Origin of the sequence: Pseudomonas putida (assembly GCF_028682475.1) — a bacterium.
GTDB classification, from domain to species: Bacteria; Pseudomonadota; Gammaproteobacteria; order Pseudomonadales; family Pseudomonadaceae; genus Aquipseudomonas; species Aquipseudomonas putida_AG.
The window spans coordinates 1-19,506 of sequence record NZ_JANHLE010000038.1 but is presented as its reverse complement, the minus strand read 5'-3'; the positions used below and the strand labels follow the sequence as shown (position 1 = coordinate 19,506).

General features: G+C 59.2%; 13 protein-coding genes, 4 tRNA genes and 1 pseudogene. 13 read left to right on the top strand and 5 right to left on the bottom strand.

Features of this window, described 5'->3' with window-relative positions; all coding sequences use genetic code 11:
• Positions 1-15 precede the first annotated feature (15 nt).
• The 8 genes from purF to NPS47_RS23000 all read left to right on the top strand — a co-directional run bounded on the left by purF (position 16) and on the right by NPS47_RS23000 (position 5,309).
• Positions 16-1,521, top strand: coding sequence for an amidophosphoribosyltransferase (gene purF, locus NPS47_RS23035; RefSeq protein ID WP_038608689.1), 1,506 nt, complete (start codon positions 16-18; stop codon positions 1,519-1,521).
• A 15-nt stretch (positions 1,522-1,536) separates the two neighbouring features.
• Positions 1,537-2,748 carry an O-succinylhomoserine sulfhydrylase gene (locus NPS47_RS23030; RefSeq protein ID WP_191831988.1) on the top strand — a complete coding sequence of 404 codons (1,212 nt, stop codon included), beginning with the start codon at positions 1,537-1,539 and terminating at the stop codon, positions 2,746-2,748.
• 11 nt (positions 2,749-2,759) lie between these two features.
• Positions 2,760-3,518: an SDR family oxidoreductase gene (locus tag NPS47_RS23025; RefSeq protein WP_274297072.1), complete on the top strand. Its 759-nt coding sequence runs from the start codon at positions 2,760-2,762 to the stop codon at positions 3,516-3,518.
• A gap of 94 nt (positions 3,519-3,612) precedes the next feature.
• Positions 3,613-3,688: transfer RNA gene (locus NPS47_RS23020), tRNA-Val, on the top strand.
• A gap of 76 nt (positions 3,689-3,764) precedes the next feature.
• Positions 3,765-3,841: transfer RNA gene (locus NPS47_RS23015), tRNA-Asp, on the top strand.
• A gap of 99 nt (positions 3,842-3,940) precedes the next feature.
• Positions 3,941-4,017: transfer RNA gene (locus NPS47_RS23010), tRNA-Asp, on the top strand.
• 112 nt (positions 4,018-4,129) lie between these two features.
• A tRNA-Asp gene (locus NPS47_RS23005) sits at positions 4,130-4,206 on the top strand.
• Between the two features lie 230 nt (positions 4,207-4,436).
• Positions 4,437-5,309 (top strand): DUF2242 domain-containing protein, encoded by an 873-nt coding sequence (locus NPS47_RS23000; RefSeq protein WP_274297054.1) that lies wholly within the window; start codon positions 4,437-4,439, stop codon positions 5,307-5,309.
• Positions 5,310-5,524: 215 nt separating this feature from the next.
• Here NPS47_RS23000 and NPS47_RS22995 read toward each other — a convergent pair whose 3' ends face one another.
• Together NPS47_RS22995 and NPS47_RS22990 are read right to left on the bottom strand one after the other, a co-directional pair.
• Positions 5,525-6,565, bottom strand: coding sequence for an AraC family transcriptional regulator (locus NPS47_RS22995; RefSeq protein WP_274297053.1), 1,041 nt, complete (start codon positions 6,563-6,565; stop codon positions 5,525-5,527).
• Between the two features lie 7 nt (positions 6,566-6,572).
• Entirely contained in the window at positions 6,573-7,694 is a 1,122-nt protein-coding gene (locus NPS47_RS22990) for a nitrilase-related carbon-nitrogen hydrolase (RefSeq protein ID WP_274297052.1), read from the bottom strand.
• 648 nt (positions 7,695-8,342) lie between these two features.
• Here NPS47_RS22990 and NPS47_RS22985 point away from each other — a divergent pair.
• The 4 genes from NPS47_RS22985 (at position 8,343) to NPS47_RS22970 (ending at position 15,938) form a co-directional block, all read left to right on the top strand.
• Complete coding sequence (locus NPS47_RS22985; RefSeq protein WP_274297051.1) at positions 8,343-8,993, top strand: response regulator; 651 nt, start codon at positions 8,343-8,345, stop codon at positions 8,991-8,993.
• Between the two features lie 667 nt (positions 8,994-9,660).
• A complete protein-coding gene (locus tag NPS47_RS22980) occupies positions 9,661-12,630 on the top strand; it encodes an autotransporter outer membrane beta-barrel domain-containing protein (RefSeq protein WP_274297050.1) in 2,970 nt (989 codons plus the stop codon).
• A gap of 302 nt (positions 12,631-12,932) precedes the next feature.
• Positions 12,933-14,969: an NADPH-dependent 2,4-dienoyl-CoA reductase gene (locus NPS47_RS22975; RefSeq protein ID WP_274297049.1), complete on the top strand. Its 2,037-nt coding sequence runs from the start codon at positions 12,933-12,935 to the stop codon at positions 14,967-14,969.
• A gap of 72 nt (positions 14,970-15,041) precedes the next feature.
• Positions 15,042-15,938, top strand: coding sequence for a 1-aminocyclopropane-1-carboxylate deaminase/D-cysteine desulfhydrase (locus NPS47_RS22970; RefSeq protein ID WP_274297048.1), 897 nt, complete (start codon positions 15,042-15,044; stop codon positions 15,936-15,938).
• Here NPS47_RS22970 and NPS47_RS22965 read toward each other — a convergent pair.
• Positions 15,935-16,483: a cytochrome b gene (locus tag NPS47_RS22965; RefSeq protein ID WP_274297047.1), complete on the bottom strand. Its 549-nt coding sequence runs from the start codon at positions 16,481-16,483 to the stop codon at positions 15,935-15,937. The genes NPS47_RS22970 and NPS47_RS22965 overlap by 4 nt on opposite strands.
• A 169-nt stretch (positions 16,484-16,652) precedes the next feature.
• Between NPS47_RS22965 and NPS47_RS22960 the strand changes: the two genes are divergently transcribed.
• Positions 16,653-17,939, top strand: a complete 1,287-nt coding sequence (locus tag NPS47_RS22960; protein WP_274297046.1) for an arsenic transporter — start codon at positions 16,653-16,655, stop codon at positions 17,937-17,939.
• A 73-nt stretch (positions 17,940-18,012) separates the two neighbouring features.
• On the opposite strand, the gene NPS47_RS22955 is transcribed toward NPS47_RS22960, so the two are convergent.
• Positions 18,013-18,942, bottom strand: a complete 930-nt coding sequence (locus tag NPS47_RS22955; RefSeq protein ID WP_274297045.1) for a hypothetical protein — start codon at positions 18,940-18,942, stop codon at positions 18,013-18,015.
• Positions 18,939-19,506 (bottom strand): annotated as a pseudogene (locus NPS47_RS22950) (hypothetical protein); the annotation flags it as partial. The gene NPS47_RS22955 and the pseudogene NPS47_RS22950, both read right to left, overlap by 4 nt.

The window sequence follows — 19,506 nt, the reverse complement described above, 5'->3', positions numbered from 1 at the left end:
TAGGGGTTGCGTCGCATGTGTGGCATCGTCGGTATCGTCGGTAAGTCGAACGTCAATCAGGCGCTGTATGACGCGCTAACCGTCCTCCAGCACCGCGGCCAGGACGCTGCCGGTATTGTGACCAGCCATGATGGCCGGTTATTCCTGCGCAAGGACAACGGCCTGGTCCGTGATGTGTTCCAGCAGCGCCATATGCAGCGCCTGGTCGGACACATGGGTATCGGTCATGTGCGTTACCCGACTGCGGGCAGCTCGACCTCGGCCGAGGCCCAGCCGTTCTACGTCAACTCGCCGTACGGCATCACCCTGGCGCACAACGGCAACCTGACCAACGTTGAACAGTTGGCCAAGGAGATCTACGAGTCCGACCTGCGCCACGTCAACACCAGTTCCGACTCTGAGGTCCTGCTCAACGTCTTCGCCCACGAGCTGGCGGTGCGCGGCAAGCTGCAGCCGACCGAAGAAGACGTGTTCGCGGCGGTCACTGATGTGCACAACCGCTGTGTCGGTGGTTATGCGGTGGTGGCGATGATCACCGGCTACGGTATCGTTGGCTTCCGTGACCCTAACGGCATCCGTCCGATCGTCTTCGGCCAGCGTCATACCGACGAAGGCGTGGAGTACATGATCGCCTCCGAAAGCGTCTCCCTCGACGTACTCGGCTTCACCCTGATCCGCGACCTGGCGCCGGGCGAAGCGGTGTACATCACCGAAGAAGGCAAGCTGCACACCCGTCAGTGCGCGACCAACCCGCAGCTGTCGCCGTGCATCTTCGAACACGTCTACCTGGCACGTCCCGACTCGATCATCGACGGTGTCTCGGTCTACAAGGCGCGACTGCGCATGGGCGAGAAACTGGCCGAGAAGATCCTGCGCGAGCGTCCTGATCACGACATCGACGTGGTCATCCCGATTCCCGACACCAGCCGTACCGCCGCGCTGGAACTGGCCAACCACCTGGGCGTCAAGTTCCGCGAAGGCTTCGTCAAGAACCGCTACATCGGCCGTACCTTCATCATGCCCGGCCAGGCCGCACGCAAGAAGTCGGTGCGCCAGAAACTCAATGCCATCGAGCTGGAGTTCCGCGGCAAGAACGTGATGCTGGTCGATGACTCGATCGTGCGTGGCACCACCTGCAAGCAGATCATCCAGATGGCCCGTGAAGCCGGGGCGAAGAATGTCTACTTCTGCTCGGCAGCGCCGGCTGTGCGTTACCCCAACGTCTACGGCATCGATATGCCGAGCGCTCATGAACTGATCGCCCACAACCGCAGCACTGAAGATGTCGCCGAGCTGATCGGCGCCGACTGGCTGGTCTACCAGGACCTGCCGGACCTGATCGAAGCGGTTGGCGGTGGCAAGATCAAGATCGAGCATTTCGACTGCGCGGTGTTCGACGGCAAGTATGTTACCGGCGACATCGACGAGGCCTACCTGGACAAGATCGAGCAGGCGCGCAACGACGCCTCCAAGGTCAAGAACCAGGCGGTCAGCGCGATCATCGACCTCTACAACAACTGAGTTAGGAGCAGCGGCATGACACAGGAATGGGATGCCGGGCGCCTGGACAGCGACCTCGAAGGGGTCGCTTTCGATACGCTGGCGGTACGCGCCGGCCAGCATCGCACGCCGGAAGGTGAGCACAGCGATCCGCTGTTCTTCACCTCCAGCTACGTGTTCCGGACAGCGGCCGACGCCGCTGCCCGGTTCGCTGGCGAGGTTCCAGGCAACGTCTATTCACGCTATACCAACCCGACCGTACGCGCGTTCGAAGAGCGCATTGCCGCCCTGGAAGGCGCTGAGCAGGCGGTGGCGACCTCCACCGGCATGTCGGCGATCCTCTCCACGGTAATGGCCCTGTGCAGCGCTGGCGACCATGTACTGGTCTCCCAGAGCGTGTTTGGCTCGACCATCAGCCTGTTCGAGAAGTACTTCAAGCGTTTCGGTGTGCAGGTCGACTACGTGCCGCTGGTGGATCTCGCCGGTTGGGACGCAGCGATCAAGGCCAACACCAAGCTGCTGTTCGTCGAATCGCCGTCCAACCCGCTGGCCGAGCTTGTGGATATCGCCGCGCTGGCCGAGATTGCTCACGCCAAGGGCGCGCAGCTGGTGGTCGACAACTGTTTCAGCACGCCAGCCTTGCAGCAGCCGCTGAAGCTGGGCGCTGACATCGTCGTGCATTCGGCGACCAAGTTCATCGACGGCCAGGGCCGTTGCATGGGCGGCGTGGTGGCCGGACGCAGCGAGCAGATGAAAGAAGTGGTGGGCTTTTTGCGCACCGCCGGGCCGTCGCTGAGCCCGTTCAATGCCTGGATCTTCCTCAAGGGTCTGGAGACCCTCAACCTGCGTATGCGCGCCCACTGTGCCAACGCGCAAGCCCTGGCCGAGTGGCTGGAGCAGCAGGACGGTATCGAAAAGGTTCACTACGCCGGCCTGCAGAGCCATCCGCAGCACGAGCTGGCCAAGCAGCAGATGAGTGGCTTCGGTGCGGTGGTGAGCTTTGAGGTCAAGGGTGGCAAAGAGGGCGCCTGGCGCTTCATCGATGCCACGCGGCTGATCTCGATCACCGCCAACCTCGGCGACAGCAAGACCACCATCACTCATCCGGGCACCACGTCCCACGGCCGTCTGTCGCCGCAGGAGCGTGAGGCCGCCGGCATTCGCGACAGCCTGATCCGCGTGGCGGTGGGTCTTGAAGATGTGACTGACCTCAAGGCCGATCTGGCCCGCGGTCTGGCGGCGCTGTGATCGACTGGTCGGTGAGCGACAGCAGCCATAACGGCCGCGTCGCGCTGGTGACCGGTGCGGCACGGGGGATCGGCCTGGGCATTGCTGCCTGGCTGATCGCCGAGGGCTGGCAGGTGGTGCTCACCGACCTTGATCGGGTACGTGGCGCCAAGGCGGCCAAGGTGCTGGGAGACAATGCCTGGTTCATCGGCATGGATGTTGCCGATGAAGCCCAGGTCAAGACCGGGGTTGCCGAGGTGCTTGGCCAGTTCGGGCGTCTCGATGCGCTGGTGTGCAATGCCGCTATTGCCGATCCGCACAACACCACCCTGGAAACCCTCAGCCTGGCGTACTGGAATCGCGTGCTGGCGGTCAATCTGGGTGGGCCGATGCTGCTGGCCAAGCACTGTGCGCCTTATCTGCGCGCTCACGGCGGGGCCATCGTCAACCTGGCGTCGACCCGCGCTGCTCAATCCGAACCCGACACAGAGGCTTATGCGGCGAGCAAGGGCGGCCTACTGGCGCTCACCCATGCGCTGGCCGTGAGCTTGGGGCCGGAGATCCGCGTGAATGCGGTGAGCCCTGGCTGGATCGACGCGCGGGATCCGTCCCAGCGTCGCGCCGAGCCGCTGAGCGAAACCGATCATGCCCAGCATCCGGCGGGCAGGGTAGGGACAGTGGAAGACGTGGCGGCCATGGTTGCCTGGCTGCTGTCGCGCAATGCCGGCTTCGTCACGGGTCAGGAGTTCGTGGTCGACGGCGGCATGACCAAGAAGATGATCTACACGTAACACTGCTTTTTTGCCCTTTTTGAAAAAAACTTCAATGGGGGTATTGACTTAGGTTCGATACCTGCGTAAATTTCGCCACCTCAGCGAAGCACACGGGTGATTAGCTCAGCCGGGAGAGCATCTGCCTTACAAGCAGAGGGTCGGCGGTTCGATCCCGTCATCACCCACCACTTCCTGAGATGTTCCTGACCCGACACGTTCGCAAGAAGGTGTTACCAGAGAGGAACAGGACGCAAGTCCATATGCGCAGCGGTAGTTCAGTCGGTTAGAATACCGGCCTGTCACGCCGGGGGTCGCGGGTTCGAGTCCCGTCCGCTGCGCCACTTTTCTCCAGATCGGTTTAATGACCGGTTTGAGGTCGGAAGGCACCGAAGCCTTCAGGCCAGATCCCAGTTTCAAACAGGCGCAAGCTTGTATGATACGCAGCGGTAGTTCAGTCGGTTAGAATACCGGCCTGTCACGCCGGGGGTCGCGGGTTCGAGTCCCGTCCGCTGCGCCATCTTCGCTTCGAGGCCCTTGAACTCCTCGAAGCAACAAAGAGAGCGACCTAAGGTTCGCTTTTTTTGTGCCTGAGTTTAGCGGCAGTTGCGCAAACCAGGCCTGCACGACACGCAGCGGTAGTTCAGTCGGTTAGAATACCGGCCTGTCACGCCGGGGGTCGCGGGTTCGAGTCCCGTCCGCTGCGCCATATTGAAGTCACAAAGAAAGCGACCCAAGGGTCGCTTTTTTTGTGCCTGTCATTTACTGCCGCCATTTCAATTGTGTTGAAGGGCGGTGGGAGCGGGCTTGCCCCGCGATGCGATGTGGCTGACCGTCTGCAATCGCGGGGCAAGCCCGCTCCTACCGATGAATTTGCGGTTCCAGTGTTCCGTCGATGTGTTGCACAATAGGCACCGATCGTTTTACTCAGGATTTGCAATGTCAAAGTCTACCGTCTTCAGTGCGCTCGGGCTGGCCCTGGTGCTGGCGGGTGTTTCCGGCTGTTCTTCGAAGAAAGCTGCCATCTACGAACACGAGAATTTCGACGACTCGGGCACCTATTCGCGCAGCTTCCCGGTCAGCGAAGCCAGTACCTGTGAAGCAGCCCGGCGTGCCTTGCTCAGCCAGGGTTACATCATCACCAGCAGCGATGCCGGGCAGGTCAATGGCAACAAGAGCTTCCAGCAGACCGGTGATTCGCACCTGCAGATCAGCTTCAACGTGGTCTGTGCCCGCGACAGCGGCGACGAGCAGCGCTCGACCATGTTCGCCAACGCCTTGCAGGACCGTTACGCGCTGAAAAAATCCAATACCTCGGCCAGCGTCGGTGTGGGCGTGCTGGGCTCGCTGTCGATGCCGATTGGCTCCACCGACGATTCAATGGTCAAGGTGGCTAGCGAGACGGTGACCTCGGCCAAGTTCTACGAACGTTACTTTGCCCTGGTCGAAAGCTTCCTGCCCAAGGAGCAGAAGAAAAAGGCCTCGCTGAAAAAGCCGGTAGAGACGCCTGCGCCGGCGTTGGGGATCCCTGAAAGTGCTCCGGTGCCGGCACCTGCTGCCCTGTCTCCGGCCGAAGCAGCTGCGCCTGCGCCAGCACCGGTGGAGCCGGCTCCGGCGCCAGCTCAGCAAGAGCCGGTCGTCGATGTCGCGCCAGCGCCTGTGGTCGACGACAGCAAGGGTTCCAAGCCGGTACCACCACCGGTCGAGGCGACGCCGATCAATGCCGAGCAGCCAGCGCCTGCAGCCGCTGAGCCGGTATCGAGCGTGGCGCCGGTAGCGCCTGTCGGAAGCCCTGAACAGGCACCGCAGTAAGGGCGGATAATTTTTCCAACTGCTGCTACGTTGTTTTGATAAACGTCATTGTCATTTTTCTTTCATCGCGGCACTTTAGGCTCGATGACGAATCAATGAAATGAATGAGAAACGACGGAGCAGACGATGGACGACTATCAAGAAGAACTACTCGAATACCGCGCCTTTGAGCTCGATCCACCCGAGCCTGCCGAAGACGCCACCGAGCTGTAGTTTCAGCCGGTACGCCGCTGGCTGCGGCGAAACTCGCCCGGGGTCATGCTGTTCCAGCGCTTGAATGCGCGTTGAAAGGCCTCGGCCGACGCAAACCCGAGCAGATAGGCAATCTCGCCAAAGGCAAGTTCCGTGTCGCGGATGTAGGCCATGGCCAGGTCGCGGCGGGTATCGTTGAGGATGGCGCGAAACTGCGTGCCTTCCTCAGCCAGTTTGCGCCGCAAGGTCCAGGTCGGCAGTTGCAGGTGCCGCGCCACTTCCTCCAGATCCGGTTCCCGGCCGCCATTGAGCAGTGGTCCGAGCAGATGCGCGATGCGTTCGCCGAGGCTGCGGATTCGCGTGCGTTGTTCAAGTTCCGCTTCGCATAACTTCAACAGATGCTGCCAGGTGCTGGGGCAGTGTGCCGGGTTGCGCAGGGCAAGACTTGCCTGGCTCAGGCGTAACTGGTTGGTCTGCGCGCCAAACAGCACTGGGGTGCTGCACAGCATCTGGTAGTGAGTGGCGTAGGCGGGTGCTTCGAACTCGATCTCCATCCGTTCGGCCACCAGGTTCACCCCGGCCAGGGTCGACAGCTGCGCCAGCCAGCCGGACAGCAGCGAATCCACCACAAAGCGGTTGTAGGCGTTATAGGGGCTGATCGAGTAAAAGCGCAGCCAGGCACCGCCACTGTCGGCGTGGAAGCTCGAGTGGCCACGGTAGTTGGCGGCGTACAACGGCTCGAAGCGCAGCAGGGTGCGCGCCGCTTCGCCGACCGTGGGGGCCTGGGCCGCGGTGACACCGGCCAGGCCCGCCTGGCTGAGGCGACTGATGCAACCCATGTGCAGGCCCAGGGCCGGATCAGCGGTCAGCTCGATGGCGGCATGGCCCAGGTGCATGTAGCGCGGGATGGACAGGCGCGCACCCGCTTCGGCCAGGCGTGCAGTGTCCAGGCCGTAGCGCTCCAGCAGTGTTGTAGGCTCGATCCCGCGTTGCTGCAGGATTTCACTCAGGGGCTGGATAAAACCGACTGAGAGATCACCCAGGCGCATCCGCGGGCGGTTCATGGCTGACCTACAGCCACAGGTTCAGCAGACGCGCACCTGTAGTGCGGTTGCCGTTCAGGTTGAGGCCTGCGCGGTTGGCAAAGCCCTGCCCCTCGGCGACCACATCCCAGAAACGCCCGCGCAGGAATACGCTCATGCTGCTCATGTCGCTGGGGTTGGCCTTCAGGGTCAGCTGCTGCCACGCCTGGGCTTCACTGATTTCGCCGGGTTTGAACGGCAGTGAAGCCGCCAGCGGTTGATGGCGGTTGCCGCGCCAGGGCGCGTTCCAGCTGTCTTTACCGCCCAGGAACGCGGGGTTGGCGATGAACTGGGCCGACTGATTAGCCAGTTGTTGCTGATTGCTCGGGTACCAGCTGTCGCTGCCGATCAGCACGCCCAGGCGTCCGGCCGGGGTCTGCAGGACTTGCGGCGGCTGGTCGATGCCGCTGTCGATGTAGCGGCGTACTTCACTGTCCGGATGCTGCTGGCGCTGGGGCTGGCCGAGTACCGAGCCATCGCCGGCGAACACCAGGCTGCTGTTGTACAGGGCACCTGAGCCGACTTTGAGGGTGCCGCGCTCGACATACGGGGAGGGCAAGACAATCGAGCCCGCCACCAGGGTCACGCCGAATTCCCTGGCCAGGCCGCCGAACAGTTGCTGGTAGTCGCTGGCCATCTGCTGCGCTTTCATGCGCAGGTGAGCATCGGCGCGCCGGTCATCCCCTTCGGCGCCGAGCATGGCCAGACCGTAGCTGATCGGGTTGCTCAGCTCCAGCCATTGCCAGGCTTCGCGGCGCTGGGTGACCTGGTACAGCTCGTTCTTTTCGCCTCGGGCCCAGAGCCAGGTGCCGATGTGCTCTGGCAGGATGACAATGGTGCGGGCGCTGATCAGGCCCTGACCGCGAGCCTGCTCCAGGTAGGCGGCCAACTTGCGATGCAGGCGTTGCAGGTTCTGGTAGTCACTGGGATACAGCTGCGGCTCGACGCCCAGCAGGTTGCCGTGGTCGGCGGGGACGCCTTCGCTCAGGGCCAGCTCGATGCGCAGGTCCGACAGGTAATGCCCGCTCGGCCGTTGCTCGGTCCAGAATCCGTAGCCACACAGCGCAGCAATGACAACCAGCGCCAGGGCGCTCAACAGAAGTTTTCGCATGACTTTAATTTTATTCAAAATCTGGATTAGAAATACAGTAAATCAATGCGTTAAGGCAGTGTTTTCCTGAATTTCCGAGATTATATTTCACTATAAACTACATTTTACGGGTATCTAGCATTGTCGTTCAGGATTGTCAATGCACTGAGGTTCTGGCGCAGGTGGGAAGTTATCTCAACATTAATAAAGGAGGATGACGATGAAAGGCCTGTGGTTTCAGGCCGGATGCCGATGTCACCCCGGAAGGTGCGATGGCTCTCCGGCTTACTGAAGGGGCAGTTCGATGTGGCTGAACTCAACAAGGCCCGGGGCCGCCACTGTAATTGGGCTGATGGAATTAGGTAATTGAGTTGATAAAATTAGCTAATTGAAGTGTCCGTGTCTTCTGATTAATATAAGAATATTCCTACAGATTGTACTAAGCGAGCAGCCGGGGGTTGGGCTGCCCATGGCATCGGATGGAAATGCAACAGGGGTCATAGAGCATGTCCATTGCTTGAAAGGCTGGTTCGCTACGATAGGAGAAATGGACGCTGCGCACATGTGCTCAGACATTTAAGCCCATGCGCAGGTGAGTTGACTGGTCCGGATAGATGAGCAGTTAAAGAGCCTGGCGCAGTATTTGAGTCCTATTCTTGAGGTAACATCATGACCCTAAAAGTGATTCTGGCAGACGACCATCCTCTTGTATTGCTAGGTATTCGTATGTCCCTTGAGCACGAGCCAGATATCGAGATTTGTGGTGAAGCTGCAAGTTCGACCGAGTTGGTTGAGTTGATGGATCGGGTAAGGCCGGATATTTTAATCAGTGATTTCTATATGCCAGACGGGGCGCACGGTGACGGGCTTTCACTTGTCACGTTCGTCAAGCGTCGCTATCCACATGTCAAGCTGATCATTCTGACAATGATGATGAACGCTTCAATTCTGGAGAAAATAGTTGCAGTCGGGGTGGATGGTGTTTTGTTGAAGAGTGGGCGAAAGACTGATGTAGTAGACGCCATTCGTTTTGTTTCTTTCGGGCATAAGTACATCGGCGTGGAAGTCAAAAAGATACTTCATGAGTTCCGCATGGATCATACCAGTGCCAAGGGTAAGTTCGATAAAAAGGCGCTGTCGAAGAAAGAATCTGAAGTGCTTAGGCTCTATGTGGCGGGGCGTACTGTCTCTGAAATTGCAATCATTCTGAGCCGGAGTGTCAAAACGATCAGTCACCAAAAGATATCTGCGCAACAAAAGCTGGGGATCGCCAATGAAAACCAATTATATGAATATGCAATGAAGAATGGCTTGCTGTGACTGGACGCTCCTCAATGTAGTCGTCAAAGCGGAAGAAATGCCAGGTAAGGTAGTTTTTGTTTATCATTAAATTTATTTTGATGCAAGGCTTTTTGGTTTCATGATCCGTGGCGGCAGCGCAACTCTGCTCCTGCTGGCGCAGAGCGGCCCCGCCAGGCAGGGCGACGGCTCGCACGGCGTCATGACTCCATCCCCGCCTCCTTCAGTTTTACGTAAATTTAAGAAAAATCTCATATTTTTTAAGCAATCCTGTCGGCGATCATTCGTTTTGGGGGCAGGGTGTCAGGTGTTCTTGTGATTCAGGTTTTTTATTTTTGAAAGTAGATGCCAGGGTGTGCGCATTAAAATTTTTAATTTAAGAGATGCGATTTCGAAAAGCGTTCTTGTTGAATCACATTAAACATTGCTGAGTGTTCACTTTCATTTTCTGATAGTTGCCACGCCGTTGTTGCCTGTCTTGGTGTTGCCTGGCGTGGTGGCGGTGACCACCGTAAATGCAGCTACTGGTACATTGGTTCTGCATCGCAGAGCTGTTGATATGTAGCCGTTCGCCAATCAATAGCATCGTAAATTTTGTAGTCAATATAAGCCCACTCCTCCTGTGGGGTGCTGTGTCTTGCGCCTGGCAGTACGAGGGTGTTAACTAAAAATCATTCAGGTATACTTTGTGAAGATTACGCCAAAAAAAACAGTTAGGGGTTTAGATAATCAAGCTATGGGCGTTCCCCGGTTGTCCATGGCAAAAACATCTTTGGCCGCAGCGATCGTTGTCGCAAGCGTCCCCACTGACCTGTGGGCAGCGGACTATCTGAATGATTCCGGAAGAACCGATAATATTTCTGACAAGACTTATGGTTATGTGGAAGTCGGTGGCAGCAATAGTCGCCTCAATGGCACAAGGCTCAAACTTGACTCGCCGCTCGGTGCAGCGGCCTATATCTATGGTGGCGGCACTTTGAGTTTGGTGGATAGCACCATCAAATCGTTAAGTGGCGGTATAGTCCTTGATGAGGCTGGAACTACTGCATCCATTTCGTCGAGCACTTTCGAGACTTCGGGCGAAGGCGTGACGTTGTACGCGGGTACTGCTGCTAATTTAAATGACGTAACAATAACCACTCTGAATAACGGCAATTCTGGTATTGACGTTAACGGCGCCAGACTCAGGGCGGACCATGTCAACATCACTACTAATGGCGCCTATTCCAACGGTATCCAGGCTAGGGGGGCGGATTCAAGTGTGGAAGTGGACGGTCTGAATATAACCACTAAGTCTCAAAACTCCCGAGGGCTGCAGGTCCGTGAGGGTGCTGACCTGACTGCAACCAACGCCAAGATCAGCACTAGCGATTCTTATAGCGCAGGCGCCAGTACAGAGGACGCAGGCTCCCAATTGAGCCTCAAAGACACTGACATCTCCACTTCGGGAATGTTCGGCAGCGCTGGCGTGAACGTGTCAGCTGGCGGTTCGGCTGATTTAGTTGATGTAACAATAACCTCGCGTGGTGGTTATTCCTACGGAATCTCAGCCGGGGGACTCGATTCGAGTGTTGTTGCGGACCGACTGAATGTAACCACTCTGGGTGCCACCTCTCACGGGCTACAGGCTACTGATGCTGCACACCTGACGGCAACCAATGCCCAGATCAACACCAGCGGCGATTCGAGTTTTGGTGCTCTGGCTGAAGGTGCAGCCACTCAATTGAACCTCAAAGACGCAGAAATCCTGACCTCTGGCGCCAAGGCAACAGGTATCAGGGTGGTCGACGGCACCGGCAATCTGCTGCGCAGCAACGTGCGCAGCGAAGGCGTGGATGCGTTTGCCGCAGCCGTCAACAATGGCAGTCTGAATGTCGACGGGGGCTCTCTCTACAGCAAAAACTATAGCGCTCTGCAGAGTGATGCCGCCTCTATTGCACTGTCCAACGGTGCACAGGTAGAAGGCGGTAACGGTGTCTTGCTCGAAATCGCATCTGACAAACAAGCCTCCCTGGCCATGGATAAACAGGTGACGGCCGTGGGCGACATTGTGTTTGGCTCGGGCGTGACCTCCCCGCAAGTGTCCAATACTGACGTTTCGTTGAGTAACGACTCACGCTGGACGGGCGGCACAACAGCGGTCAACAACTTGTCCATTGCCAGTGGCAGTGAGTGGGCGATGACCAGAGATTCCACCGTTCATCAATTGGCCATGAACGACGGCAGCGTGGCATTCAGCGCCTCGCAGGGCAATGGCTTCAAGACGTTGACTGTCGACGGAGACTTGAGCGGTCACGGCAAGTTCGTGATGAACAGCGACTTGGCTGCTTTGCAGAGTGACCTGCTGCGGGTAAAAGGTCAGACCTTGGGTGCTCATACCTTGGTGATTGCGGATTCTGGCCGTGATCCAAGTGCGGCGGGACAACAACTGCGTGTCGTCGAAAGCAAAGGCGGTGACGGGAAGTTCTCGCTGTATGGCGATCATGTCGACGCGGGCGTGTTCCGTTACACCCTCGCGCAGCAGGCAGGCGATTGGTACCTGGTTAACTCGGCCACCGTACCGGGGAAGCCTGACGTACCTGCGAAGCCTGACGTGCCTGCGAAGCCTGATGTACCTGCGAAGCCTGACGTGCCTGCGAAACCTGATGTACCTGCGAAGCCTGATGTACCTGCGAAGCCTGATGAGCCTGCGATCCCTGACGTACCGGTTGTCCCTCATGTTCCGATAAATCCCGGTCCAAAAAATCTGTCCAAAGGGGCTAACGCCGCTGTCGCCTCACAAAGTTCTGCCGCTAACATGTGGAACGCGCAAATGAACGCACTTGTCAAACGCCTCGGTGACCTGCGTATGGGCAAAGACGAGGGCGGCGTCTGGACGCGTGCGATTGGCAAGCAGTTCAATGTGGATGGCGATTCGAGTCGTGCGTACGATCAGAACATAACCGGCATGGAGATCGGTGCAGACAAGGCCGTGGCGGTCGATGGCGGGAAGGTATACCTCGGCGCTGTGATCGGCAGCGCACACTCGACTGCCGACTTTGGTGAAAGTTCTTCCGGCGAAATCGACAGTACCATGGGCGGCGTGTACGCCACGTACATTGACGACAGTGGCTACTACGTCGATAGCGTATTGAAGTACAGCCACTTCAACAATGACATCAAAATCACTACCAATCTGGGCGAACGGGTCAAGAGTTCATATAGCGGCAACGGTATCGGTGGTGATATCGAAGTGGGTAAGCATATTGCACTTAAGGATGGCTGGTTCGTAGAGCCGCAACTTGAGATCACTGCCACTAAAACCGACGGCGGCGATTACACCGCAAGCAATGGCCTGAGAGTGAATGCCGATGATGTCGATTCGCTGCAAAGCCGTGTGGGCAGTTTGGTGGGGCGTAACATCACTATGTCCAATGGCATGCAAATTCAGCCTTACCTGAAAGCATCGTACGTGACCGAACATGCCGCAGACAGCAATGTGTATGTGAACGACACCAAGCTTAAGGCCAAGCTGACGGGCAACCGGACAGAGATGGGCTTTGGTGGGATCATGCAATTGAGCGCGAACAGCAAGGTTTCCTTGGATGCCGAGTACGCAAAAGGCGCTGACATCGAACAACCGTATGCCGTCTCACTGGGCTACCGTTATCTGTGGTAAGTAATGACGGGTAAAGCATAAAGCTGCTTGATGTAAAAAACGCCCAATGCATTGCATTGGGCGTTTTCAATTGTGAGTGAAAAAATCAGTTCATAGTGATAAACCAAACATGAATCAGCACAGCGCCAGCAAGGGATTCAGCGCTAAGGTAGACCTCGGGTGCACTAGGATCAATAACTTGTCACTTTCGGTCATTGAGCCAGCGCGGCTTGCTCTTTAATGTCGGCCACAGATAACCGACGGGCCCCGCCATCCGTGCGAGGTGCCCGCATTCCGTGATTACGCCTGCTGTGGAGTTCACTATGGCTGCTGCTCATTATCCGCACCTGCTCGCCCCGCTGGACCTGGGCTTCACCACCCTGCGCAACCGTACCCTGATGGGCTCGATGCACACCGGCCTGGAAGAAAAACCAGGGGGTTTCGAGCGCATGGCCGCCTATTTTGCCGAACGCGCCCGTGGCGGCGTCGGCCTGATGGTCACCGGCGGTATCGGGCCGAACGTGGAGGGCGGGGTGTATTCCGGCGCCGCCAAGCTGAGCACGCCGGAAGAAGCCGATAAGCACCGCATCGTTACCAAGGCAGTGCATGAGGCAGGTGGCAAGATCTGCATGCAGATCCTCCACGCCGGTCGCTATGCCTATAGCCCCAAGTCGGTGGCGCCCAGCGCCATCCAGGCGCCGATCAACCCGTTCAAGCCGCATGAACTGGACGAAGAGGGCATCGAGAAGCAGATCCAGGACTTCGTCAATTGCTCGCTGCTGGCACAAAGCGCCGAGTACGACGGTGTCGAGATCATGGGCTCGGAAGGTTACTTCATCAATCAGTTCCTCGCCGCCCACACCAACCAGCGCACCGACCGCTGGGGTGGCAGCTACGAAAACCGCATGCGCCTGGCGGTGGAAATCGTTACCCGTGTGCGTGAGGCCGTCGGCCCGAATTTCATCATCATCTTCCGCCTGTCGATGCTCGACCTGATCGAAGGCGGCAGCGACTGGCAAGAGATCGTGCAACTGGCCCAGGCGATCGAGAAGGCCGGGGCAACGATCATCAACACCGGTATCGGCTGGCATGAAGCGCGTATTCCGACCATCGCCACCAAGGTGCCACGGGCGGCGTTCAGCAAGGTCACGGCCAAGCTGCGTGGCGCAGTACAGATCCCGTTGATCACCACCAACCGCATAAACACCCCGGAAGTGGCCGAGCAGATCCTCGCCGAAGGGGATGCCGACATGGTCTCCATGGCGCGTCCGTTCCTTGCCGACCCTGAATTCGTCAACAAGGCGGCGGCTGGGCGCGGCGACGAGATCAACACCTGCATCGGCTGCAACCAGGCCTGCCTGGATCACACCTTCGGCGGCAAGCTGACCAGCTGCCTGGTCAACCCGCGGGCCTGCCATGAAACCGAGCTCAATTACCTGCCGGTCACCCAGGTCAAGCAGATTGCCGTGGTCGGTGCCGGTCCTGCCGGGCTCGCCGCTGCCACCGTGGCCGCTGAGCGTGGCCATCAGGTGACGCTGTTCGATTCGGCCAGCGAGATCGGTGGTCAGTTCAACGTGGCCAAGCGCGTGCCGGGCAAAGAAGAGTTCTATGAAACCCTGCGCTACTTCAAGCGCAAGCTGCAGACCACCGGTGTCGAGTTGTGTCTGAACACCCGTGTCGATGTCGAGCAGCTGGCAGCGGGCGGCTATGACGAGATCATCCTGGCCACCGGCATTGCCCCGCGTCTGCCGGCGATTCCAGGGATCGAGCACAGCAAGGTGCTGAGCTATCTGGATGTTCTGCTTGAGCGCAAACCGGTGGGCCAGAAGGTCGCAGTGATCGGTGCCGGCGGTATCGGCTTTGATGTCTCCGAGTTCCTGGTGCACCAGGGCAAGGCCACCAGCCTGGATCGCGAAGCGTTCTGGAAGGAGTGGGGTATCGATACCGCGCTGGAGGCCCGTGGCGGGGTGGCTGGAATCAAGCCCGAACCTCATGCTCCGGCGCGTCAGGTGTTCCTCCTGCAGCGCAAGAAGTCCAAGGTCGGCGACGGTCTGGGCAAGACCACTGGCTGGATTCACCGCACGGGGCTGAAGAACAAGCAGGTGCAAATGCTCAACAGCGTCGAATACCTGAATATCGACGACGCCGGCTTGCATATTCGTATCGCCGAAGGCGAGCCGCAGGTGCTGCCCGTCGATAACGTGGTGATCTGTGCCGGTCAGGACCCGCTGCGTGAGCTGCAGGATGGACTGCTGGCCGCAGGCCAGTCGGTGCACCTGATCGGTGGTGCCGACGTGGCCGCCGAGCTGGATGCCAAACGGGCGATCAACCAGGGTTCGCGCCTGGCTGCCGAGCTCTGAGGGCTGCGCGCGGCGGGGTATCTGCCCCGCCGCGCTGTTAAACTGCCGCTTCCCTGCGGCAGTGATCTGTACATGACTGGTTTCGATACGCTTCCCAACGCCCCTCTACAACGCCTGGCGCTGAGCTGGCTGCGCCCGTTTGGCATTGAGCTGGCGGTGCTGCGCCTGGACCTGATCGACCCGCTGATCAGCGGCAACAAGTGGTTCAAGCTGCTTGAGCACCTGCGTCTGGCCAGACAAGCACAAGCCCCCGGGATCATCAGCCTGGGCGGTGCGCATTCCAATCACCTGCACGCGCTGGCGGCTGCCGGCAAACGCTTCGGCTTTGCCACGGCAGGCCTGTTGCGTGGTCATTTTCAGGACACCGCCACCGTTCGCGACCTGCAAGCCTTCGGCATGCAGTTGCATTGGCTGGGTTACGCCGGCTATCGGGCGCGGCATCAGCCGGACTTCTGGCTGCCCTGGCAGTCGCAGTACCCGGGCTGGCACTGCGTGCCCGAAGGCGGTGGTGGCGCGCTGGGCGTCAAAGGCTGCGCCTTGATTGTCGAGCAAGCGAAGGCGCAGCTGGCGAAGCTGGGTTGGCCGGACTACGACGGCTGGTGGCTGGCGGCGGGAACCGGTACGACCTTGGCGGGGCTGGTGCTGGCTGAGGGCGGGGCGCATCTGGTCCATGGCGCGTTGGCGGTACCGCTGGACCATGGTGTACCTGCTGAGGTGCAGGCGTTGGCCGGGAGCCGTGGATACCATTTGTACGAAGCCAGTCGCGGCGGCTTTGCCAAGGTCGATGAGGCGTTGCTGGCATTTATCAATGCCTGCGAGGCGGAGTCCGGTGTGCCGCTGGAGCCGCTTTACACCGGTAAAGCGCTGCTGGCGCTACGTGAGCAGATTGAAGCGGGTGCTTTTGCCCCCGGCACGCGCTTGATCTTTCTGCACAGCGGCGGCCTCCAGGGCCGCCGCGGTTTTGCCTAGTTGTTACGCGGCAGCATGCGCACCAGGGTGTTATCACGCTGTACATAGTGATGGTAGAGCCCGGCCAGGGCATGCAGGCCGATCAACCAGTAACCCCAGCTGCCGATGCGCTCGTGCCAGCCCTTGATGAACTTGGCCATGTCCGGGTCCGGCGCGATCAGTGCCGGCAGTTCGAAGCCATAGAACGGAATCGGTTTGTTGGCTGCGCTGAGAATCAGCCAGCCGGCAATCGGCAGGCCGATCATCAACAGATACAGGGCCAGGTGCATCAGGTGCGCAAGACCGGTCTGCCAGGCGGGAGGGGCGGGGACGATGGGCGGCGTCGGGCGGCTCAGGCGCAGGGCCAGGCGTAGCCAGACCAGCACGAACACCGTCAGGCCGAGCATGAAGTGCAGGTCTTTCATCAGGTTGCGCTCGACGCTGTCCTTGGGGAACAGGCCGCGCAGTTCGATCAGGGCATACACCGCCGCCAGCAGCACCAGCATCAACCAGTGCAAGGTAATCGACAGGCCACCATAGCGGGCCGGGGGAGTCTTCAGGGTCATGGTCATTCCTCGTGATCAGGTCTGGATCCGCGCTCTTCTGGCGCAGTGACATCACTGTAATCGCTGGACAGCCGATTACTTGCGTATTGCAACAAAAAATTTCCAACAACACATTGATCTGTCGCTAGAATTCGCCGCTTTATCCACTTTTCGTTCTCAAGGCCCCGCAATGCTGATGGCGTCGCTGATTTTCCTCCTGACCATTACCCTGGTGATCTGGCAGCCCCGCGGCCTGGGGGTTGGCTGGAGTGCCACGGGTGGTGCTGTGCTGGCATTGCTCAGCGGTGTGGTGCAGTGGGGGGATATTCCGGTGGTCTGGCAGATCATCTGGAACGCCACCGGCACGTTCATCGCCCTGATCATCATCAGCCTGCTGCTCGATGCCGCTGGCTTCTTCGCCTGGGCGGCGCTGCATGTGGCACGCTGGGGGCGGGGCAGCGGGCGCCTGTTGTTCTGTTACATCGTACTGCTCGGCGCACTGGTCTCGGCGTTGTTCGCCAATGACGGCGCGGCCCTGATCCTCACGCCGATTGTGGTGGCCATGCTCCTGGCCTTGCGCTTCAGCCCGGCGGCGACCCTGGCGTTTGTCATGGCCGCAGGTTTCATCGCCGACACTGCCAGTTTGCCGCTGGTGGTATCGAACCTGGTCAACATCGTTTCCGCCGACTTCTTCGGCATCGGCTTCAACCGCTATGCCGCGGTGATGCTGCCGGTCAACCTGGTCAGCGTGGCAGCGACCCTGGCGGTGCTGCTGTGGTATTTCCGCCGCGACATCCCGGCCGACTACGACCCGCTGCAACTGGATCGACCGCGTAGCGTGGTGCAGGATCCGGCGACCTTCGTTGCCGGCTGGCTGGTGCTGGTGATCCTGCTGGTTGGCTGCTTTGCCCTGGAGCCATTGGGTATCCCCATCAGCGCGATTTCGGCGGTATGTGCTGCGGTGTTGCTGTTGGTAGCGGCGCGCGGGCACAAGATCTCCACACGCAAGGTACTCAAAGAGGCGCCTTGGCATATCGTGGTGTTTTCCCTGGGCATGTACCTGGTGGTCTATGGCCTGCGCAATGCCGGATTGACCGATTATCTGGCCGGTTGGCTGGACGACTTCGCGGCGGGTGGCGTGTGGGGTGCGGCCATGGGCACGGGGCTGCTGGCGGCGGTGTTGTCTTCAGTCATGAACAACTTGCCGACGGTGCTGATTGGCGCGCTGTCGATTGATGCCAGCGCGGCCAGCGGCGTGGTCAAGGAAGCAATGATCTACGCCAACGTGATCGGCAGTGACCTCGGACCGAAAATCACCCCGATCGGCAGCCTGGCCACCTTGCTGTGGTTGCATGTGCTGGAGCGCAAGGGGGTGAAGATTGGTTGGGGCTATTACTTCAAGGTCGGGATTGTGTTGACCGTACCGGTGTTGCTGCTGACCCTGGCGGCGTTGGCGCTACGCTTGGGGGGGACCTGACTGTAACATTCCGCCACTGCCTAGGCGCGTGGTAATGGCGTCCCGACTCGCTCTGCGATAAGGCCCACCAGCATCAACTTTGTTCCTGCTCCATATGCTCGGCCAATTCGGCCTCACGCTTGGCGATGGCGGCTTCCAGCTCCGGGGAACGCTTGGCCCACTGCTCGGGCGGCAGCGGTTTGGACCATTCGATAATGGCGGGATAGGTCAGTTCAGGCGGGTGCGACAGCTTTAAGTTCTGTAGTTTTTCCGCGAGATAGGTCCCCAGCATCGTAATGCAGAATACCCCCCATAAAACATCTATCAGATTCCCCTTACGCAAGTCGGTGATGATCGAACCGATTTGTGTTTCTTCGTAGGGTGCAATACCCACTCGGCTATCAGGCACGGCGTCCGGCCCAATTTCCATGTAGCTGCGCACGCACTCCCACAGCGCCATGGCGGTGGTGCCACCGCCGCAGTTGAAGCCCAGCGAGAAATGCTTGTTATCGTCCTTGGCCTGCGGGTCGGGGTTTTCAAAGCCAATGACCAATAAGCCCATGGTTGTTTTACCGGCTTGGCTCACCGACGAATGTTGCGTTGCCGCTGCCGTTACACTTTCCCAAGGGATAATCCAGTATTCGCCATCCGCTCGTGGTACGCACACTTCACGGCGTTGCCGGTTGAAGCGCACTGGTAAAGGTACTTCGCGGCACAGACCCTGAATTAAAAACAACGTAGGAATTCCGATGATGAATGCAGTCATGATCCCAAATATGTGCATGTCGTCAGGATCGTTTCTGAACAGATATCCCATGAGTGCGAATACCATCATCATCGTCCATAACACCATCACCGCCGAGCCGATGCTGTAATTACCGATATCGAGAAACACCTCGTTCTTGCGCCAAATGGTATTGAGCACGTCAGTGGGTTTTTCGCCGGTAGGGATGGGCAGTGGCGCCAGATAGTCATTGCGCGAAAACAGCCGTTTTTTCGTGGTGCCTGCCGGTGGCGTACTCATGTCTTGTCCTTGGGTTGCAGGTAATAGGCTCCGGCTCCGTTCGCGTCGAGCACATACACCGGCACCCGATCCAGCTCCGGTGTCGGATCATCCCGCAGGGCAACCACACCGTCGCTGTCACTCAGGGTGAAGGCGACGCCGCGCTTACCGCCGATAAACCCTCTGACGCCCAGCAGCGCGGTCAAGGGGGTGCGATACCACAAGCGCAGGGAGGCTGTGCGAGGGTGTGAGCCAAGGACACCTGGCTCGGTGCTGAACGGGCCACTGAGGCGCAAGCCTTGACCTTCCTTGGCCGGTATCCAGTTACAGCTGCTGCTGGACAGCCAGTGCGGGATCATATTCCGCCAAGGCCTGGGCACCTTGAAATTCTGGCTCGGGCTATTTTGGATCAAGTAGCGATATTCCCGGGTGTCCACAGGATCACCGATCAGGCTCAGTTTCAGGTAGACGCTACCGGGCCCGGCCCCTGGCAAATCGATGGTCAGGGAATCGATGGAGCTTTCGGAGGCCAGCCCTGAAGGACCCTTGCCAGCGCCGATCGCCGAACTGCTCTGCATGCTGACC

What these genes read in the sequence shown, in the direction of transcription:
- purF (WP_038608689.1), top strand. Translation starts at nt 16, where the DNA reads ATGTGTGGCATCGTCGGTATCGTCGGTAAGTCGAACGTCAATCAGGCG.
- NPS47_RS22970 (WP_274297048.1), top strand. Translation starts at nt 15,042, where the DNA reads ATGACTGGTTTCGATACGCTTCCCAACGCCCCTCTACAACGCCTGGCG.
- NPS47_RS22965 (WP_274297047.1), bottom strand. Translation starts at nt 16,483, where the DNA reads ATGACCCTGAAGACTCCCCCGGCCCGCTATGGTGGCCTGTCGATTACC.
- NPS47_RS22975 (WP_274297049.1), top strand. Translation starts at nt 12,933, where the DNA reads ATGGCTGCTGCTCATTATCCGCACCTGCTCGCCCCGCTGGACCTGGGC.
- NPS47_RS22990 (WP_274297052.1), bottom strand. Translation starts at nt 7,694, where the DNA reads ATGCGAAAACTTCTGTTGAGCGCCCTGGCGCTGGTTGTCATTGCTGCG.
- NPS47_RS23000 (WP_274297054.1), top strand. Translation starts at nt 4,437, where the DNA reads ATGTCAAAGTCTACCGTCTTCAGTGCGCTCGGGCTGGCCCTGGTGCTG.
- NPS47_RS22960 (WP_274297046.1), top strand. Translation starts at nt 16,653, where the DNA reads ATGCTGATGGCGTCGCTGATTTTCCTCCTGACCATTACCCTGGTGATC.
- NPS47_RS22955 (WP_274297045.1), bottom strand. Translation starts at nt 18,942, where the DNA reads ATGAGTACGCCACCGGCAGGCACCACGAAAAAACGGCTGTTTTCGCGC.
- NPS47_RS23030 (WP_191831988.1), top strand. Translation starts at nt 1,537, where the DNA reads ATGACACAGGAATGGGATGCCGGGCGCCTGGACAGCGACCTCGAAGGG.
- NPS47_RS22995 (WP_274297053.1), bottom strand. Translation starts at nt 6,565, where the DNA reads ATGAACCGCCCGCGGATGCGCCTGGGTGATCTCTCAGTCGGTTTTATC.
- NPS47_RS22985 (WP_274297051.1), top strand. Translation starts at nt 8,343, where the DNA reads ATGACCCTAAAAGTGATTCTGGCAGACGACCATCCTCTTGTATTGCTA.